General features: G+C 61.3%; 19 protein-coding genes. 10 read left to right on the top strand and 9 right to left on the bottom strand.

The window, feature by feature from the left end:
• Positions 1 to 62 precede the first annotated feature (62 nt).
• The 3 genes from GUY40_RS05640 to GUY40_RS05650 form a co-directional block, all read right to left on the bottom strand.
• On the bottom strand, positions 63 to 2,096 hold the full coding sequence (locus GUY40_RS05640) for an ABC transporter permease subunit (RefSeq protein ID WP_178117699.1): 2,034 nt from the start codon (positions 2,094 to 2,096) through the stop codon (positions 63 to 65).
• A gap of 392 nt (positions 2,097 to 2,488) precedes the next feature.
• Positions 2,489 to 3,487, bottom strand: a complete 999-nt coding sequence (locus GUY40_RS05645) for a phosphate ABC transporter substrate-binding protein PstS (protein ID WP_166567954.1) — start codon at positions 3,485 to 3,487, stop codon at positions 2,489 to 2,491.
• A 160-nt stretch (positions 3,488 to 3,647) separates the two neighbouring features.
• Positions 3,648 to 4,937 carry an MFS transporter gene (locus GUY40_RS05650; RefSeq protein ID WP_166567955.1) on the bottom strand — a complete coding sequence of 430 codons (1,290 nt, stop codon included), beginning with the start codon at positions 4,935 to 4,937 and terminating at the stop codon, positions 3,648 to 3,650.
• A 365-nt stretch (positions 4,938 to 5,302) separates the two neighbouring features.
• Here GUY40_RS05650 and GUY40_RS05655 point away from each other — a divergent pair, with 365 nt between their 5' ends.
• Positions 5,303 to 5,704 (top strand): acyl-CoA thioesterase, encoded by a 402-nt coding sequence (locus GUY40_RS05655; protein ID WP_008366910.1) that lies wholly within the window; start codon positions 5,303 to 5,305, stop codon positions 5,702 to 5,704.
• 72 nt (positions 5,705 to 5,776) lie between these two features.
• Entirely contained in the window at positions 5,777 to 6,673 is an 897-nt protein-coding gene (locus tag GUY40_RS05660) for a D-hexose-6-phosphate mutarotase (protein WP_166567956.1), read from the top strand.
• Between the two features lie 158 nt (positions 6,674 to 6,831).
• Here GUY40_RS05660 and GUY40_RS05665 read toward each other — a convergent pair whose 3' ends face one another.
• The 5 genes from GUY40_RS05665 to GUY40_RS05685 form a co-directional block, all read right to left on the bottom strand.
• Positions 6,832 to 7,365 carry a DUF3299 domain-containing protein gene (locus GUY40_RS05665; RefSeq protein ID WP_166567995.1) on the bottom strand — a complete coding sequence of 178 codons (534 nt, stop codon included), beginning with the start codon at positions 7,363 to 7,365 and terminating at the stop codon, positions 6,832 to 6,834.
• A gap of 86 nt (positions 7,366 to 7,451) precedes the next feature.
• Positions 7,452 to 7,700: a GlsB/YeaQ/YmgE family stress response membrane protein gene (locus GUY40_RS05670; protein WP_166567957.1), complete on the bottom strand. Its 249-nt coding sequence runs from the start codon at positions 7,698 to 7,700 to the stop codon at positions 7,452 to 7,454.
• A 110-nt stretch (positions 7,701 to 7,810) separates the two neighbouring features.
• Entirely contained in the window at positions 7,811 to 8,893 is a 1,083-nt protein-coding gene (locus GUY40_RS05675) for a 5-(carboxyamino)imidazole ribonucleotide synthase (RefSeq protein ID WP_166567958.1), read from the bottom strand.
• A gap of 10 nt (positions 8,894 to 8,903) precedes the next feature.
• Complete coding sequence (gene purE, locus GUY40_RS05680; protein ID WP_166567959.1) at positions 8,904 to 9,395, bottom strand: 5-(carboxyamino)imidazole ribonucleotide mutase; 492 nt, start codon at positions 9,393 to 9,395, stop codon at positions 8,904 to 8,906.
• Between the two features lie 202 nt (positions 9,396 to 9,597).
• Positions 9,598 to 10,509, bottom strand: a complete 912-nt coding sequence (locus GUY40_RS05685) for a LysR substrate-binding domain-containing protein (protein ID WP_166567960.1) — start codon at positions 10,507 to 10,509, stop codon at positions 9,598 to 9,600.
• Positions 10,510 to 10,690: 181 nt separating this feature from the next.
• Here GUY40_RS05685 and aspA point away from each other — a divergent pair, with 181 nt between their 5' ends.
• Positions 10,691 to 12,115 (top strand): aspartate ammonia-lyase, encoded by a 1,425-nt coding sequence (gene aspA, locus GUY40_RS05690; protein WP_166567961.1) that lies wholly within the window; start codon positions 10,691 to 10,693, stop codon positions 12,113 to 12,115.
• Positions 12,116 to 12,644: 529 nt separating this feature from the next.
• Here aspA and GUY40_RS05695 read toward each other — a convergent pair.
• A complete protein-coding gene (locus GUY40_RS05695; protein WP_166567962.1) occupies positions 12,645 to 12,920 on the bottom strand; it encodes a short-chain dehydrogenase in 276 nt (91 codons plus the stop codon).
• A gap of 618 nt (positions 12,921 to 13,538) precedes the next feature.
• Between GUY40_RS05695 and GUY40_RS05700 the strand changes: the two genes are divergently transcribed.
• The 7 genes from GUY40_RS05700 to GUY40_RS05730 are packed head-to-tail and all read left to right on the top strand — an operon-like array spanning position 13,539 to position 19,222.
• Positions 13,539 to 14,375, top strand: coding sequence for an ABC transporter ATP-binding protein (locus GUY40_RS05700; protein ID WP_256675651.1), 837 nt, complete (start codon positions 13,539 to 13,541; stop codon positions 14,373 to 14,375).
• A gap of 40 nt (positions 14,376 to 14,415) precedes the next feature.
• A complete protein-coding gene (locus GUY40_RS05705) occupies positions 14,416 to 15,402 on the top strand; it encodes an ABC transporter substrate-binding protein (protein WP_166567964.1) in 987 nt (328 codons plus the stop codon).
• A 28-nt stretch (positions 15,403 to 15,430) separates the two neighbouring features.
• Positions 15,431 to 16,207: an ABC transporter permease gene (locus tag GUY40_RS05710; protein WP_166567965.1), complete on the top strand. Its 777-nt coding sequence runs from the start codon at positions 15,431 to 15,433 to the stop codon at positions 16,205 to 16,207.
• Entirely contained in the window at positions 16,204 to 16,971 is a 768-nt protein-coding gene (locus GUY40_RS05715) for an SDR family oxidoreductase (RefSeq protein WP_178117696.1), read from the top strand. The genes GUY40_RS05710 and GUY40_RS05715 overlap by 4 nt, the downstream gene beginning before the upstream one ends.
• 13 nt (positions 16,972 to 16,984) lie before the next feature.
• Positions 16,985 to 17,521 carry a cupin domain-containing protein gene (locus tag GUY40_RS05720; protein WP_166567966.1) on the top strand — a complete coding sequence of 179 codons (537 nt, stop codon included), beginning with the start codon at positions 16,985 to 16,987 and terminating at the stop codon, positions 17,519 to 17,521.
• Between the two features lie 4 nt (positions 17,522 to 17,525).
• Positions 17,526 to 18,398 (top strand): alpha/beta fold hydrolase, encoded by an 873-nt coding sequence (locus GUY40_RS05725; protein WP_166567967.1) that lies wholly within the window; start codon positions 17,526 to 17,528, stop codon positions 18,396 to 18,398.
• On the top strand, positions 18,395 to 19,222 hold the full coding sequence (locus tag GUY40_RS05730; RefSeq protein ID WP_166567968.1) for an IclR family transcriptional regulator: 828 nt from the start codon (positions 18,395 to 18,397) through the stop codon (positions 19,220 to 19,222). Before GUY40_RS05725 ends, GUY40_RS05730 begins: the two co-directional genes overlap by 4 nt.

The raw sequence follows: 19,222 nt of genomic DNA on the forward strand, positions 1-19,222 counted from the left end.
GGGAGCGCCGCTCTTGAACCAACCTTTGAGGGAATCCTTTTTCACGGATCTCTACCTTTCTATCAAAGCGACGAGTATTTCTTGCGCAGACGCTGGCGAATCAGCTCGGCCAAGGTGTTCATCACGAAGGTGAACATCAGCAGCACCAGGGCTGCGAGGAACAGCACGCGGTAATGGCTGCCACCGACTTCGGATTCCGGCATCTCCACCGCGACGTTGGCCGCCAGGGTGCGCATGCCCTCGAACAGGTTCATTTCCATGACCGGGGTGTTACCGGTGGCCATCAGCACGATCATCGTTTCGCCGACCGCACGGCCCATGCCGATCATCAGCGCCGAGAAGATACCCGGGCTGGCAGTCAGGATGACCACGCGAGTCAGGGTCTGCCACGGCGTGGCACCGAGTGCCAGCGAACCGAGGGTCAGGCTGCGCGGCACGCTGAACACGGCGTCTTCGGCAATCGAGTAGATGTTCGGGATGACCGCAAAGCCCATGGCGATACCCACCACCAGAGCGTTGCGCTGGTCATAGGTGATACCCAGGTCATTGGTGATCCACAGGCGCATGTCGCCGCCGAAGAACCAGGTTTCCAGGAACGGACTCATGGTCAGCGCAGCCCAGCCGGTGAAGAGGATCACCGGGATCAGGATCGCGCTCTCCCAGCCATCCGGCACCCGCAGGCGAATCGACTCAGGCAGGCGGCTCCAGGCGAAGCCCGAGACCAGGATGCCCACCGGCATCAACAGGAACAAGCTGAACACGCCAGGCAAGTGCCCTTCCAGATACGGTGCCAGGAACAGGCCGGCGAAGAAGCCGAGGATCACCGTCGGCATCGCCTCCATCAACTCGATCACCGGCTTGACCTTGCGGCGCATGCCCGGTGCCATGAAGTAGGCGGTGTAGATAGCAGCAGCAATGGCCAGCGGTGCAGCCAGGATCATGGCGTAGAACGCCGCCTTCAAGGTGCCGAAGGTCAACGGCGACAGGCTCAGCTTGGGTTCGAAGTCGGTGTTCGACGCGGTCGACTGCCAGACGTACTTCGGTTCGTCGTAGTTCTCGTACCAGACCTTGCTCCACAGCGCGCTCCAGGACACTTCCGGGTGCGGGTTGCGCAGGCTCATCGGCAGCAGTTTGCCGCCTTCTTCAACAATGATGCGGTTGGCCCGTGGCGACAGCGCCAGGATGCCAGCGCCTTCGGCGACCGGTTCCACCAGCAGGGTACGGTGCGCCGTGCTGTGGAACACACCGAGCTTGCCGCTGGCGTCCAGGGCCACGAAGCCCTTGCGGCGCTCTTCGGCGTCGATCTGCACCACGGGGCTCGTGCCCATGGAGAAGTCACGAATACGCTTGAGGCGCTGCTCGCCATCCGGGTCGCGGGCCATGAACCACTGAGCCAGGCCGCCCTTGGAGTCACCAATGATCAGCGAGATGCCGCCGACCAGCTGGTTGCTGGCGGTGACTTCGGCGTTGCCATCTTCCAGCAGCTTGTAACGACCATTCAGGCTTTTGTCGCGCAGGCTGAACACGTCTGCCTGGGCGCGACCGTTGATCACGTACAGCCATTGCTGACGCGGATCGATATAAATGGCTTTTACCGTTTCGGTCATCTGCGGCAGGTCGATGCGACTCTGCTCGGTGGTGACTTCACCGGTCATCATGTTTTCTTCGCGAGCCAGCGACAGCACTTGCAGGTGCGCACCGGTGGAACCGGCCACCACGAGGGTGTCGTCGTTGACGTTCAGGCTCACGTGCTCAAGCGGGCGGCCGTCTTCATCCAGCGTAAACATCTCTTGGCCATAGGGGTACTCAATGGCCGGAGTGATGGTTTTCTTGTTGTCAGGGTAAGTGATCTTGTAGGTGTGGCGGAATGCCAGGGCCTGCCCGTTGGACAAGCCGACCACCACTAGCGGATTGCCCGGCTGGTCGGCACCAATGGAGGTCACCGTGGTACCCGCCGGCAGCGGCAGGTCGACGCGCTGCAGCTCGGCACCGGTCTTGGTGTCGAAGAACAGCGCCTGGCCCTTGTCCGAGACGCGCATGCCGACCAGGTTCTGCTCTTCCAGAGCGATCATCAGCGGCTTGCCGGCGTCCTGCATCCAGGCCGGGGTGATGGCTTTTCTGGTGGTCAACTCGGCGCCCTGGAACAGGGGCACGACCACATACGCCAGATAAAAGAAGATCAAGGTAATCGCGGCCAGCACGGCCAGCCCGCCCACCAGTACATACCAGTGGGTCAGGCGATCCTTGAGTGCACGCACGCGACGCTTGCGCTGCAATTCGGGCGTATTGAAGTCAATCCGCTCGGGCGGGGCTTTTTGAGTCATTGTGGAGTTGGCCAGATCATTCATGCGCACACCCTAGCGATCTCATATGACAGAAACATGACAATGCAGTGACGAAAAAAAGTCCGCCGCCCAGTGGTCTTGGCAGCGGACTCGCAATTTGCGGCAGGGCCCGGACATTTTTCCAGGCCCCGCCTTGCTCTCACTTACTTGGCTGCGGTGTTCTTCACGTGCTCCAGGCCCAGGTCAGCCAGTGCCTTGGCGGCAACTTTGGCTGGCAACGGGATGTAGCCGTCTTTCACCACAACTTGCTGACCGGCCTGAGACAGGATCAGCTTCACGAACTCAGCTTCCAGCGGGGCCAGAGGCTTGTTCGGTGCCTTGTTGACGTAAACGTAGAGGAAGCGCGACAGCGGGTAGGTGCCGTTCAGGGCGTTGGCTTCGTTGTCTTCAACAAAGACACCGCCTTCTTTCTTGGCCAGAGGGACGGTTTTCACGCTAGCGGTCTTGTAGCCGATGCCCGAGTAACCAATGCCGTTCAGCGAGCTGCTGATCGACTGCACGACCGATGCCGAGCCAGGTTGTTCGTTGACGTTAGGCTTGAAGTCGCCTTTGCACAGGGCTTCTTCCTTGAAGTAGCCGTAGGTGCCGGATACCGAGTTACGACCGAACAGCTGAACTGGCTTGTTGGCCAGGTCGCCGGTCACGCCCAGGTCGCCCCAGGTTTTCACGTCGGACTTGGCGCCGCACAGGCGAGTCGAAGAGAAGATCGAATCGACTTGAGCCATGGTCAGGCCCTTGATCGGGTTGTCCTTGTGGACGAACACAGCCAAGGCGTCAACGGCAACCGGGATAGCGGTTGGCTTGTAGCCGTATTTCTGTTCGAAGGCCTGCAGCTCGACGTCCTTCATCTTGCGGCTCATCGGACCCAGGTTCGCGGTGCCTTCAGTCAGGGCGGGTGGCGCGGTCGAAGAACCGGCAGCCTGAATCTGAATGTTCACGTTCGGGTATTCTTTTTTGTAGGACTCGGCCCACAGGGTCATCAGGTTGGCCAGGGTATCGGAACCGACGCTGGAGAGATTGCCCGACACGCCGGTAGTTTTGACGTAGGTCGGAATAGCAGGGTCAACAGCGGCAACCGCATTGGCGGTGGCAACGCCAGCGGCGACGAAAGTCAGGGCCGCCATCAAACGCTTCAGTTTCATGCCTTGCTCCTAGCAGGATTGGGGTTAGATGGATCGGGCCCAAGTATCTGCAGGCCGCATGACTACTCTATGAATGCAATGTGACAATTAGATGAAAGGCCATCACCCTTTTCGGGAGATGGCCTTTACAAAATGTAAGAAGGGTTGAGTCAGAGCGGTCTCAGCGCTTGGTCGCCATCAAATAAGCGCCCACCACCAGACCAATGGTGCAGATACCCGCCACATAGTAGGACGGGCCCATGGGGCTGACCTTGAGCAGGAAAGTCACGACCATCGGCGTCAAGCCGCCGAAGATGGCGTAGGCCAGGTTGTAGGAGAACGACAGGCCGCTGAACCGTACTACGGGCGGGAACGCCCGCACCATGACATACGGTACCGCGCCGATGGTGCCCACCAGCAGCCCGGTCAGGGAATACAGCCCAAACAGCCAGTCCGGGTGCGCCTGCAGGTTGTGGTAGAAGGTCCAGGAGCTGATCAGCAACGACAGGCTGCCGATGACAAAGACCTTACCCGCGCCGAATCGGTCGGCCAGGCTGCCGGCAATCACACAGCCGATACTGAGGAACACAATCGCGAGGCTATTGGCCTGCAGGGCGACGGTGGGGCTGAAGCCGTACACGGTCTGCAGCACGGTCGGAGTCATGAGGATGACCACGATGATGCCGGCTGACAGCAGCCAGGTCAGTAGCATCGACAGCATGATGGCGCCCCGGTGATCACGCAATACCGCACGCAACGGGATCTCTTCAGCCAGCGCCTTGCGCTGCTGCAGTTCGGCGAACACCGGGGTTTCGTGCAGCCAGCGACGCAGGTACACCGACATCAGGCCAAACACACCGCCCAGCAGGAACGGGATACGCCAGGCGTAATCGGCCACTTGCTCGGGGCTGTACAGGCTGTTGATCAGGGTCGCCACCAGCGAGCCGAGCAGAATGCCCGCGGTCAGCCCGGCCGTCAGGGTGCCGCAGGCGTAGCCGGTGTTGCGCGCCGGCACGTGTTCGGAGACAAACACCCAGGCACCCGGCACTTCACCGCCAATCGCCGCACCCTGGATGACCCGCATCAGCAGCAACAGGATCGGTGCCCACATCCCAATCTGCGCATAGGTCGGCAGCAGACCCATGATCAGGGTCGGCACGGCCATCATGAAAATACTTAAGGTAAACATCTTCTTGCGGCCCAGCAGATCGCCGAAGTGGGCCATGACGATGCCGCCCAGCGGTCGTGCCAGATAGCCGGCCGCGAAGATCCCGAAGGTCTGCATCAGGCGCAGCCATTCCGGCATTTCGGAGGGGAAGAACAATTTGCCGACCACGGTGGCAAAGAACACGAAAATGATGAAATCGTAGAACTCGAGCGCACCGCCCAGCGCAGACAGTGACAAGGTTTTGTAGTCATTTCGGGTCAGCGATCGCGCGGGCTGTGCGACGCTCGAGGGAACGGAAGTCATGTCGGATGTCTCTTATTGGGGCAAATCAAGCCGAACCTGGGGTGGAACAGGTGTGTAAGAAGTTTCGCACGATAGCAAATTGCTTGAAAAAGCACATATCCGCCGATTCTGCGGTCATAAACAGAACTCAACGGTCGTCGCAGAAGATCCGGCTCTATATACTGGGCGATGTAACAAAAGGTTGGGTGCAATAGGGGTGCTGTGCGAAAACGTTGCTAATCGGGCTGATTAGTCGATTTCGCAGAGTTTCCCTCGGAGCGCCTCCGCAAGCGAAAGCAGCGTAGTAGTTTGGTGCTGAATCGTTTTTCGAGGCGTGTATGCAGTACGCCAACCAACGAAGCGTGATGGGTCAGAGGCCCCCCGGCATGATTGAGCTCGAACAAGAAGATCCTATCCCGCAAGGCGACCTGGCCTTGCAGATCACAGCTTTACCCCGTGAAACCAACGGCTTTGGCGATATCTTCGGCGGCTGGCTAGTCGCGCAGATGGACCTGGCCGGCACCGCCATGGCCAGCAAGGTTGCCGGTGGGCGCGTCGCGACCGTGGCGATCGATCGCATGGCTTTTCTGGTGCCGGTGGCGGTGGGCGCGCAGCTGTCGTTCTATACCCAGACCCTGGAAATCGGCCGCAGCTCGATCCAGATGATGGTCGAAGTCTGGAGCGACGACCCGCTTTCCAGTGAATGGCGCAAGGTCACTGAAGCGGTCTTCGTCTTCGTTGCCATCGATGGCAGCGGCCGCACACGCTCGGTGCCACCTCGTCGCTGATCGGACTGCGCGGTAAACTCGTGTGACCCGATACGGTCCAATGTCTTATAGGCATCTGAATGAGAGCAGCGCATGTCCCCTCCTAAGGTCGAGTCCGAAAAGCACGGCGAACTGAATTGCTGGCGTATCAGCGATGAGCGCGCCGAACTGCTGGTTGCCCAACAAGGCGCACAGATCCTGAGTTACCAGCGTGTCGGTGAAGAACCGCTGCTGTGGCTCAGCGATCAGGCCGTGTTCAAACAAGGCAAATCCGTGCGCGCCGGCGTTCCGGTGTGCTGGCCCTGGTTTGGCAATCTGGCCCGCAACCCTCAGGCCGTTCAGGCCATGTACCACGGCAAGGAAGCTCCGGCCCACGGGCTGGTGCGCGGTCGCGACTGGGAATTGCTCGGCATCGACAGCAGCGGCGACGCCCTGCGCGTGGATTTCAGCTTGCCGGAAGCGGCAGAGGGTCTGCCCGGCTGGCGGCACAAGGTCGAGCTGAAGCTGAGCATCGAGATGGGTGAGCAGCTGACTGTCAGCCTGACCAGCACAAACGTTGGCGAGAAGACGGCGATGATCAGCCAGGCGCTGCACAGCTACTTTGCGGTCAGCGATGTGCGCAACGTGAAGGTCGAGGGTGTCGAAGGCCTGACCTATATCGAAACCCTGGCCGAGTGGCAGCCGCGTCAGCAGGACGGTGTGTTGCAGTTTGCCGGCGAAACCGACCGGATCTACCTGAAGGCGCCTACTCAACTAAGCATCATCGACCCGGCCTGGAAGCGTCGGATCAATATCATCAGCAGCGGATCGCGTTCAGCGGTGATCTGGAACCCGTGGACGGATCGTGCGCGGGAGCTGGTGGACATGGCCGATGACGGCTGGCAGCGGATGCTGTGCATCGAGACGGCGAATGTGTGGGATGACATTGTCAGCCTCGGTGCGGGCGCAAGCCATGTGCTGAGCGTTAAGATCGTCAGCGAACCGCTGTAATCTCTTGCCTCATTCCTGAGTCATGCCTTTGTGGGAGCGGATTTATCCGCGAATAGCTTGAAAACGGTGTGTCAGGCAAACCGCGTGAAGCTATTCGCGTATAAATCCGCTCCCACATTAAGCAAGACATTCGCCAGCATCGGAGCAGGTTTAGCAAATCAGAGGTCAGCCTCGGTCACCACCCGCACACTCCCTGCATCCAGCGCATAAGCCGCATCTGCCAGGTCATTGGTGACCGTCTCAATCTTCAGCGTGCCCGTCACCCACAGCGGTGTATAGATGTCGTCCAGCTTCAAGCCGTGGGGATAGCGCACCAATACCAGTTGATTAGGCGGCGGTGGCGGCACATGGATGCAGGCGCCGGGGTACGGCACCAGGAAGAACAGCGTGCTGTTGCCCTTGGCGTCGGTTTCCAGCGGCACCGGGTAGCCGCCCAGGCGGATTTTCTTGCCATTCATGGCCGGCACGGTCTTGGTCGAATACATCACCGCCGGCAAGCCCTTGCTCTGCTTCATGCCGCCCTTTTCGGTAAAGGTGCCATTGGCTTCGGGGCTGTCATGGTCGATCTCCGGCATCTGCTCCAGGGCTTTCTGGTCAGACTTGGGCATCAACTCCAGCCAGTCGGTTTCCGGCAGTTGTGCCTGGGCCAGACCGCTGCACAGCAACAGTGTCATCAAGAGTACGCGACGCATCATCAATTGAGCTTCCAGATGGATTTACGCCGCGCATTCTAGCGCCCTGCGCTATTGCCGCAGAGAGGGTCTGGTCAGTCAGTGAGTCAGTTTTTTTTGCGGATCAGGCCGTACAGCACCAGCAGCACGACCGCGCCGACCAGCGCCCCGAAGAAACCGGCTGCCTGGCCTGCCTGATAAATGCCCAGCGCCTGGCCGCCGTAAGTCGCTGCCAACGAGCCGCCGATACCCAGCAGAATCGTCATGATCCAACCCATGCTGTCATCGCCCGGCTTGAGGAAGCGGGCCAGCAGCCCAACGATCAGGCCGATGAAGATGGTTCCAATAATTCCCATGGGATTGCCTCTGAGTGAAGTGACCAAGCCACAGCCTAGTCAGCACTTTGGCATCCTGCCATCAGAGGGAGCCGGCAGCGGGAAGGTTCCCGGCTGCCGGCACTCGCGAATCAGCCCGCGATCAGGGCTTCGACCTTGGCGATTTGCTGCACCAGGGTGTCCATGTCGGCGCAACGCAGGGTCGCGTGACCGACTTTGCGGCCGACCTTGAAGGCCTTGCCGTAGTGATGCAGGTGGCAGTCGTCGACCGCGATCACCTGTTCTACCGGCGGCACTTCACCGATGAAGTTCAGCATGGCGCTTTCGCCGACCTTTTCGGTCGAGCCCAGCGGCAGGCCAGCGACGGCACGCAGGTGGTTTTCGAACTGGCTGCACTCGGCGCCTTCGATGGTCCAGTGCCCGGAGTTGTGAACGCGCGGCGCGATTTCGTTGGCTTTCAAGCCGCCGTCGACTTCAAAGAACTCGAACGCCAGCACACCGACGTAGTTGAGCTGCTTGAGCACGCGGCTCGCGTAGTCTTCGGCCAGGCCTTGGAGCATGTGGTCTTCACTGGCCACCGAGAGGCGCAGGATGCCGTTTTCGTGGGTGTTGTGCACCAACGGGTAAAAGCGGATTTCGCCATCGCGAGCACGCACGGCGACCAGCGAGACTTCACCGGTGAACGGCACGAAACCTTCGAGCAGGCACGGTACGCTGCCGAGTTCGGCAAAGGTGTCGACCAAGTCGGCAGCGGTGCGCAGCACCTTCTGACCCTTGCCGTCATAGCCCAGGGTGCGGGTTTTCAGCACGGCCGGCAGACCGATGCTGGCCACCGCGGCGTCCAGGTCGGCTTGCGACTGGATGTCGGCAAAATCCGGGGTCGGAATGCCCAGGGTTTTGAACATGCTCTTTTCGAACCAGCGATCGCGGGCGATACGCAGGGCTTCGGCGCTCGGGTAGACCGGCACGAACTGGGACAGGAAGGCGACAGTTTCAGCCGGCACGTTCTCGAACTCGAACGTCACCAGATCGACCTCGTCAGCCAGCTGGCGCAGATGGTCCTGGTCACCGTAATCGGCGCGCAGGTGCTCGCCCAACGGCGCGGCACAGGCGTCCGGCGCGGGGTCGAGGAAAGCGAAGTTCATCCCCAGCGGAGTACCCGCCAGAGCCAACATGCGGCCCAACTGGCCGCCACCGATTACACCGATTTTCATGCTTGAAACCTCAGGCCTGGCGTGGATCTGGATTGTCCAGGACGTTGTCTGTCTGTTCAGCGCGGAATTGCTTCAACACGGCGTGGAATTGCGGGTGCTTGGCGCCCAGGATGCTCGCCGACAGCAGCGCGGCGTTGATCGCGCCAGCCTTGCCGATGGCCAGGGTCGCGACCGGAATGCCAGCCGGCATCTGCACAATCGACAGCAGCGAGTCGACGCCCGACAGCATGGAAGACTGCACCGGCACGCCGAGTACCGGCAGGTGCGTCTTCGCGGCGCACATGCCTGGCAGGTGGGCAGCGCCCCCGGCACCGGCGATGATCACCTCGATGCCGCGGCTTTCGGCCTCCTCGGCGTACTGGAACAGCAGGTCCGGTGTCCGGTGTGCCGAAACGACCTTCACTTCATAAGGAATGCCGAGTTTTTCCAGCATATCAGCCGTGTGGCTCAGGGTGGACCAATCGGACTTGGAGCCCATGATCACGCCAACCAGTGCGCTCATCGTCGTGCCTCTTCTGCTTTGGCGCCCGCAGGCGCGTCAAAAAACAACAAGCCACGCGGGGACTACCGGCGTGGCTTGTTATGCGAAAAAGGGCCGGTTGGACCGGCCGAAGGCCGCGCAGTATACCGCAAAGCGCCCGCTTGAAAGCCCCCTGACGACCAACTGTCGGCTTGAATTTTCAAGCCCTTGGCTGACTCTGGAGTCAAGCGGTGCCTTGGGCCGCGCCGCCTTCGAGTTTGCGCCAGAGCAATCGCACGTTGGCCTTGCGCACCAGGGCGCAGCGGTACAGGCGAATTTCCAGCGGAATGTGCCACTGCGGGCCGCCACACACCACCAGTTCCCCCCGGGCAAGCTCGGCGCGCACGCTCAATTGCGGCACCCAGGCAATACCCAGTCCCTCCAGCGCCATGCTTTTGAGGCTGTCGGCCATGGCCGTTTCATACACCGTGGTAAAACGCAGATTGCGCTGGCGCAGCAACAGGTTGACCGAGCGCCCCAGAAACGCGCCGGCGCTGTAGGCAAGCAATGGCACGCTGGCGTCACCCTCCAGGTCAAATAGCGGTTTGCCGTCGGCATCGGCCGCGCACACCGGCAGCATTTCGGTATGACCCAGATGCAAGGACGGGAAAATCTCGGCATCCATCTGCAGCGCCGCGTCCGGGTCATAGAAGGCCAGCATCAGGTCACAGCCGCCTTCGCGCAGGGCATGCACGGCATCGCCAACGTTGGTGGCGACCAGACGCGTCGCAATGTTCAAGCCTTCATTGCGCAGCTGGGCGATCCAGCGCGGGAAGAACCCCAGCGCCAACGAATGGGCCGCCGCCACTTGCATGACTTCGCCCTGCCCGCCTTCCAGATGATGCAGGTGACGCAGCACTTCGCCCAACTGCTCGACCACCGTGCGCGCGGTCACCAGAAACAGCTGCCCGGCGGCGGTCAATTCGATGGGGGTGCGCGAGCGGTTGACCAGGGTCAGCCCGAGCGCCGCTTCAAGGCTGCGAATCCGACGGCTGAAGGCGGGCTGGGTCACAAAGCGGCGCTCGGCCGCCTGCGAGAAGCTGCGTGTGGCAGCCAGCGCGCTGAAATCTTCCAGCCATTTACTTTCCAGGTTCATGACGTCCTCCACGGACACGTCAAATAAAATTCATACGCTCGAATCAGTCTCGGCGTCACAGCCAACATTATGCCGTTTGTGCATAGGGCAGCGTGCAACAGCATTGGGCAGAAATATTCCACAAGCCTAGCATTAGCAGCATTCCGGCACAGGCCGGGCCAAAACTGAGATCATCTCTATCATGTCCTCCGCTGCATCATTCCGCATCGAAAAAGACTTGCTCGGCACGCTCGAAGTTCCTGCTGACGCGTATTTCGGCATCCAGACCCTGCGAGCCGTGAATAACTTTCACCTCTCCGGTGTTCCGCTGTCGCACTACCCGAAACTGGTCGTCGGCCTTGCGATGGTCAAGCAGGCCGCTGCTGACGCCAACCGCGAGTTGGGCCACCTGAGCGAGGCCAAGCACGCAGCGATCAGCGAAGCGTGTGCACGTCTGATCCGCGGCGATTTCCACGACCAGTTCGTGGTGGACATGATTCAAGGCGGCGCTGGCACTTCAACCAACATGAATGCCAACGAAGTCATCGCCAACATCGCGCTGGAGGCCATGGGCCACAGCAAGGGCGAATACAAATACCTGCACCCGAACAACGACGTGAACATGGCGCAGTCGACCAACGACGCCTACCCAACGGCGATTCGCCTGGGTCTGCTGCTGGGTCACGACGCGCTGCTGGCCAGCCTCGACAGCCTGATCCAGGCCTTCGCGGCCAAGGGTGAAGCGTTCAGCCACGTCCTGAAAATGGGCCGTACCCAGCTGCAAGATGCTGTACCGATGACCCTGGGCCAGGAATTCCGTGCCTTCGCCACGACCCTGACCGAAGACCTCAACCGTCTGCGCTCGCTGGCACCGGAACTGCTGACCGAAGTGAACCTGGGCGGTACCGCCATCGGCACCGGCATCAACGCCGACCCTGGCTACCAGCACCTGGCTGTTACGCGCCTGGCCACCATCAGCGGCCAGCCACTGGTACCGGCGGCCGACCTGATCGAAGCCACCTCCGACATGGGCGCCTTCGTACTGTTCTCCGGCATGCTCAAGCGTACCGCGGTCAAGCTGTCGAAGATCTGTAACGACCTGCGCCTGCTGTCCAGCGGCCCGCGTACCGGCATCAACGAGATCAACCTGCCAGCGCGTCAGCCAGGCAGCTCGATCATGCCAGGCAAGGTCAACCCGGTGATCCCGGAAGCGGTCAACATGGTTGCCTTTGAAATCATGGGTAACGACCTGGCCCTGACCGTGGCGGCCGAAGGCGGCCAGCTGCAGCTGAACGTGATGGAACCGCTGATCGCCTACAAGATTTTCGACTCGATCCGCCTGCTGCAACGCGCCATGGACATGCTGCGCGAGCACTGCATCGTCGGCATCACCGCCAACGAACAGCGCTGCCGTGAACTGGTCGAACACTCGATCGGCCTGGTCACCGCACTGAACCCGTTCATCGGTTACGAGAACGCCACCCGTATCGCCCGCATCGCGCTGGAAACCGGCCGCGGCGTACTGGAACTGGTCCGCGAAGAAGGCCTGCTCGACGAGGTCATGCTCGCCGACATCCTGAAACCGGAAAACATGATTGCTCCGCGTCTGGTGCCTCTGAAGGCCTAAGCCACACGCTGTAACGCTCACCAGGTCGAGGGACTAGACACCTCTCACCTTTCAGGGCCCTGAGACGATGATCTCCGGGCCCTTTTTTTTATGCCTGCGCCACCGCGATCTCCCGCCCTACAAGCAAAGCTGACAACCCCAATCTCACAGGTCATGGCACGTTGCAACAAATGTGGGAGCGGATTTACCGGAACGCCGGACCGCCGCGATGCGCCGCGCGGGCGGCGCTCGATTTCGGCAGCGCCGGAAAACCCAAGGCAAGCACCTGGAAGCCTTGATACGGTTCTCAGGCAACTCTCTTCATTCTGATGGAGGAGGCGAGGGGGCCTGCCAGCAGATCGCATGAGCCGTGTGAGGTGCCTGCCTTGGTTTTTCCTTTGTTCTTGAGATCGCGCGCCGCCCGCGCGGCGCTTCGCGGATAAATCCGCTCCCACATTTGTTGCAACGTGCCATGGCCTGTGAGTTTGGAGTTGCCAGCCTTGTTTGTTCGGCTTTAGATCTGTGTGTTTTCGGTATGGCCTTTATGCCTTTAAAGCTTCGCAGGCAACGCCCGAAGCTGAATTCCCAATACCCCCAGCAAATCACACCCATCACGCATCAGCATCGTGGCCGCCTGGGCGATATGTTGCAGATCAACGCCATCAGCCCTGGCGACCTCGGTTCGGGACAGGCTTTCCATCATCTCGGTTGCCGCTCGAATCCGCGCGAGCGCAGTGGCATGGATGCTCAACGGCGGTACTTCGCTGTCGATCATCAGGCTGGGGTTATCAAGGTCTATGTCGGTGAGGGGGATATAGCGGGGCATGGGCAAATCTCATTCAAAGTTGGCGATCGCAGCTGCTCTATAAAGCAGCCATACGTTGCAACGACGTGTTGCTTAAAAAAGCACCACCGCTGCTCGTCTGTTGCGGGTCGCCAAACCCGGTCGCCATGTGGGCGACGGGGTGGACTATAAACCTCCTGCTAATCGCCCGGCAAGGCGCGCTTTATGTAGGAGCGGACCTGGCCGCGATGGGCCGTGAAACGGCCCCGGCGATCTGCGCAATGTCATCGCAATTTAGGGCTGCTGCGCAGCCCATCGCGGCCGGGTCCGCTCCTACACATTGGATAGCGTTAATTCCCTGAGCCATTTGTTTTACCTGTTGAACAGCGCTGTAACACCTCCCTTCTTTGGCGTTACCTCAAAAACCCTGTTTCCAGGCAAGTGCTCAAACGGCGTTCAACCACTGTGCAAATTCGTGCCACGGGAGAAACCACGTTTCATATATGAAACGACCAAGAAATAAGCGCGTATGCGTAACCAATTAATTTAAAAGGACTTTTTAATAAAAAGTGTCCGTTCAAGTAACTGGCATTGTTCATGCACTAAACGACGTATCACCTATAAAACAGACCAGAGACCTCCCCAATGGCTGTGAAAGAGATGTACGCAATCGCCCCGCAATGGAATCAACAAGCGCCCAAGGAAGGCCTGGAGCCGACGGAAATCGAATTCCGTAATGTCGGCAAATGTTTCCCGGCCAAGGGTGCAAAAGAAGCGCCCTTCGCCATCCGTGGAGTCAATTTCAAGATCCGTCGTGGTGAGGTGGTTTCGATCATCGGCCCGTCGGGCTGTGGCAAGAGCACCATCCTCAACATGGGCTCGGGCCTTTATCGCCCCAGCGAAGGCGAGGTGTTCGTCGGCGGTGAGCCGGTCAACGGCCCGGTGCGCAAGGTCGCGTTCATGCTGCAGAAGGACCTGCTGATGCCATGGCGCAGCATTCGCCACAACGTCGAGCTGGGCCTGGAAATTCAGGGCATGCCCGCGTCCCAGCGCCAGCCCATCGCCGAAGATCTGCTCAAGCGTTGCCATCTGCAAGGCTTTGCCGACCACTATCCGTTCCAGCTGTCAGGTGGCATGCGTCAACGCGCGGCATTGGCTCGCACTCTGGCGATCGACCCGCAGGTGTTGTTCCTCGACGAGCCGTTCTCGGCCCTCGATGCGCAGACCAAGATGATCCTGCAGCAGGACATGGCCAAGATGCTTTTCGAAGAAAAGAAGACCGCCCTGTTCATCACCCACGACCTGGTCGAAGCCATCGCCATGTCGGACCGCCTGCTGGTCATGAGCGCCCGCCCCGGCACCATCATCGAAGAAATCACCGTCGACCTGCCGTTTCGCGACAACCCGCTGGAGCGTCGCAAGCTGCCGGAAATCGGCCCACTGGCCGGTCGCCTGATGGCGCTGCTCAAGGTGGGCGAAGACACCGAACTGCATTGATCACCGGCCACACCGGCCCATCAACGATTCAGGAGCACGCATGTTCAAGATTCTGATGAAAACGTTCAGCTGCGCCGCAGGCCTCAGCCTGGCCCTGAGCGCGCAGGCCGCCACTGACGTGACCTACCTGCTGCCGGCGCCGCCGAACTCCCCGGCCTTCGCGCCATGGGTCATCGCCAAGGAAAAGGGCTACTACACCCAGAAGGATCTGAACCTGACCTTTATCGCCGCCAAGGGCGGTGTCGATGTGGCCAAGCAGATCGGTGCCGGCAACGCGATGATCGGCGGCGCCATTGGCGACACCCCGATCGTGGTGCGCGCCAACGGCATTCCCGTGCGTAACGTGGCGGTGCTCGGCGCCGGTGGCGTGACCATGATCGCTACCAATGCCCGCGACAACATCCATTCGATCAGCGACCTCAAGGGCAAGACCCTGACCGTGATGTCGTACTCGGACACCACCTACTACGCCCTGCTCGCTTCCTTGCGCAAAGCCGGCCTGAGCAAATCCGACGTGAACGTCCAGGCCGCCGGCCCGTCCGGTGTCTGGCAGCTGTTTTCGGCGAACAAGTCCCAAGCCATGGCCGGCGTGCCGGACTGGGTGACCAACGCCGAGGAAGCCGACACGCCGATCAAGCTGATCCCGCAGGAGCAGATTTTCGAAAGCATGGCGCAGTCGATCATGGCTTCCGACGACGCGATCAAGAACCACCCCGAGATCATTCGCGGCGTGGTCCAGGCCACCCTGCAAGGCATGCGCGACATCATCGAAGACCCACGCGCCGCCGCAGTGACCTTCGCCAAGGCCGTGCCCGCCTATGCCGGCAAGGAAGACTCGCTGGAGAAGACCTTCAAGCTCTACGTCGAACACGTTTACGCCAAGCAGGCCGTGCTCGGCCGGATCGACCCGGCGCGTCTGGAGAAGGTCCGCCAGTTCTATGTCAGCGAAGGCATCGTCAGCCAGGAACCGAAGCTTGACGACCTCTACACCAATCAGTTCATCGAAACCACGACAGCCGCCAACTAGTCGCGGATCACAATAAGGTACCCAACCGATGAAAAGCCTGAATTCCTCCGTGCTGGGCAGCACGGCCCTGTTAGTCCTCTTTCTGGTGCTCTGGCAATGGGGCCCCGGCCTCTTGGGGATGCCTGAATTCGTCATGCCGCAACTGAGCCGCGTGGCCCAGGAAAGCGTGGTGATGTGGCAGTCCAGCGGACTGCTCGGACACACCCTGATCACCGCCTTTGAGATCATCGTCGGCTTTGCCCTCGGCGCCCTGCTGGGCGTGATGATCGGCGTGTCGCTGGGCCTCTCGCCGTCGGCCGAAGCCATGCTCTCGCCGTACATCCTGGCCTTGCAGATCGCCCCGAAAGTTGCCTTCGCCCCGCTGTTCGTGATGTGGCTGGGCTACACCATCTACCCGAAGATTCTGATCGCCATCCTGATCGTGTTCTTCCCGGTGATGATCAACGTGCTCTCGGCGATCCGCACCGTGGACCCGGACATGATCAACCTGGTGCGCACCATGAACGCCAGCCGCTGGCAGATCTTCCGCCTGGTGGAATTCCCCTCGGCCATGGCCGCGCTGTTCTCGGGACTGCGGATTGCCTCCACCCTTGCGGTGATCGGCGTCACCGTCGGCGAGCTGGTCGGCGGCAACCAGGGCCTGGGCTTCCTGCTGGTCGATGCTGAAGGCCAGGGCAACACCGCCGGCGTGTTCGTCGCCATCGTCATGCTCACCCTGATCGGTGTGCTCGCCTACGGCGCCGTGGTCTGGGCCGAGAAACGCGTTCTGCACTACATGCCCAAAGCCATGCTGAGTACTCAATGATGACTGCCCTCAATCGACTGCTCGAAGGCCGCCGCGTGCTGGTCACCGGTGGCGCTCGTGGCCTGGGCTTCGCCTTTGCCGAAGCCATCGCCAAGGCCGGTGCCCGCGTGGTGATCGCCGATATTCTCGCCGAGCGCGTGCAGCAATCGGCTGCCGAACTGGTGGCTCAGGAGCTGGACGTGGTCGGCGTCACCGTCGACCTCGCCGACCCAGCCTCCATCGAAGCCTGCGTCGCCCACACCGTGGCCAGCCTCGGCGGCCTTGACGGGCTGGTAAACAACGCTTCGGTGACCAACTCCGGCGGCAAGACCTGCGAAGAACTGACTATCGACACCTGGGATCAGGTCATGCAGGTCAATGTGCGCGGCACCTGGCTGATGACCAAGGCCTGCCTGCCGGCCCTGCGCGCCAGCGGCAAGGGCGCGATCATCAACCTGGCCTCGGACACCCCGCTGTGGGGCGCGCCGAACCTGCTGGCCTACGTTGCCAGCAAGGGCGCGATCATCGCCATGACCCGCAGCCTGGCCCGTGAGCTGGGCGACGACAACATCACCGTCAATGCCATCGCCCCGGGCCTGGTGCTGGTGGAAGCCACCGCCTATGTGCCCGAGGCGCGCCACCGCCTCTACACCGAACAACGGGCGATCCAACGTCCACAACTTCCCGCCGATGTCAGCGGTGCCGTGCTGTTCGGCCTGTCTGACCTGTCGCGCTTCATCACTGGACAAACCCTGCCGGTCAACGGCGGGTTCGTCATGCCTTGATCAGGAGAACATCATGACTGACCTATCCCAACAAACCGCCCCGAAAACCTGGGAGCAACCTGCAGGCACCGACCTGGCCGGCTGGATGCAAACCCGCATCGCCCGCTACGAGACCCGCAAGTACGACTGGAACGCGCTGAAGTTCCAGGCCGACTACGACCCCAAATTCCGCCGTGCGCAAATGCGCTACATCGGCACCGGCGGCACTGGCGTGAGCAGCGACATGAACACCATCCCGTCGGAGAACTTCACCTTCTCCACCATGGTGATCCCGGCCGGGCACGAAGGCCCGCCCCACCTGCACACCGACGTCGAAGAAGTGTTCTTCGTACTGCGCGGCAAGCTGAAGGTGATCATCGAGAAAGACGGCGAGCGCTTTGAAACCATCCTCACCGACCGTGACGTGATTTCCGTACCGCCAGGCGTGTACCGCGAAGAGATCAACATCGGCGATGAAGACGCGCTGATGTGCGTGATGCTCGGCGCGAAAAAGCCGGTCACCCCGACCTACCCGCCAGAGCACCCTCTGGCTTCGATCAAGCGCGGATAAGCCCATGTTACACGCCATCCAAGACCTGACCGCCGCCAACCAGTCACTGCTCGACAGCCGCTTTGCCGAGCGGTTGCTGACGCTCGACGACGGCGTTCAAGCCGTGCGCGAAGTCGGCAACGGGCCAGCCATTGTACTGCTGCATGGCATCGGTTCCGGTGCTGCATCCTGGTTGCAGGTGGCGCTACAACTGAGCGAGCGCGCCCGGGTCATTGCCTGGGATGCCCCGGGCTACGGCGCTTCAACACCACTGACGCAATCAGCACCGGTGGCTGGCGACTACGCCGAACGCCTGCTCATGACGCTGGACGCGCTGGGCATCGAGCGTTGTGTGTTGGTCGGCCATTCGCTCGGCGCCCTGACCGCAGCGGCATTCGCCAGCGGCCTGGGCCGTGAACGGGTCAGCCGGCTGGTGCTGCTCAGCCCCGCCCGTGGCTATGGCGACCCGGCCCGGGAAATCCAGCGCCAGCAAGTGCGCAGCAAACGCCTGCAGGCGCTGGAGCAATTGGGCATCGAGCAGATGGCCGAACAGCGCAGCGCCCACATGCTCTCGCCCAAGGCCAGCAACACCGCCTTGGCCTGGGTGCGCTGGAACATGGCCCGACTCAACGTCGAAGGCTATCGCCAGGCCATCGAGCTGCTGTGCGGCGATGACTTGCTGCGTTACGCACCGCTGCCTGTGCCCTGCGAAGTGCACTGCGGCGAAGCCGACAGCATCACCGTGCCGACGGCCTGCCTGAGCTTGGCCAAGGCACTGGATGCGCCGTTCAGCCTGATTCCCGATGCCGGGCACGCCAGCCCCATCGAACAACCTCATGTGGTGACGGGCCGTCTGGCCTATGCCCTCAAGCAATCTTTGACAGGTAGTGCGCTATGAGCGATTCGGATCTGATGAAAGACCCGCAAGACAAATACATCGTGCCTGGCCTGGAGCGCGGCCTGTTGCTGCTCTGCGAGTTCAGCCGGCAAAACCGCACCCTGACCGCGCCGGAACTGGCGCGTCGCCTCGAACTGCCACGCTCGACCATTTTCCGCCTGCTGACCACGCTCGAAATCATGGGCTTCGTCACCCGCAGCGGCAACGAATACCGCCTGGGCATGTCGGTTCTGCGCCTGGGCTTTGAATATCTCGCCTCTCTTGAGCTGACCGAGCTGGGCCAACCCCTGCTCGCTCGCCTGTGTGACCGCCTCAACTACCCGAGCAACCTGGTAGTGCGCGATGGTCGCTCGATCGTTTATGTCGCCAAGGTGTCGCCGCCGTCGGTGTTCTCCAGCGCCGTCAGCGTCGGCACGCGCCTGCCCGCCCACGCCACCGTGCTGGGCCGCATCCTGCTCGAAGACCTGAGCCTGACCGAGCTGCGCGAGCTGTACCCCGAAGAGCACCTGGAACGGCACTCGAACTGCACGCCAAACACCGTGCTGGAACTGTTCAACCTGGTTCAGACCGACCGCCAACGCGGCTTTGTCAGCGGCGAAGGCTTCTTCGAATCGAGCATCTCCACGGTCGCCGCGCCGGTGCGCGACCAGAGCGGCCGCATCGTTGCCGCACTGGGGGTGACCATTCCCACCGTGCAAATCGGCCACGTCAATTTCGACGAAACCGTGAACCAGGTGCGCCGCAGCGCCGATGAGCTGTCGCGCCTGCTCAACTACACACCGAACCTTTCGCACGGCCGCGTCACCGCGCTGATGAGGGACTGA

Source organism: Pseudomonas sp. R5(2019) (assembly GCF_009905435.1).
Lineage (GTDB): Bacteria > Pseudomonadota > Gammaproteobacteria > Pseudomonadales > Pseudomonadaceae > Aquipseudomonas.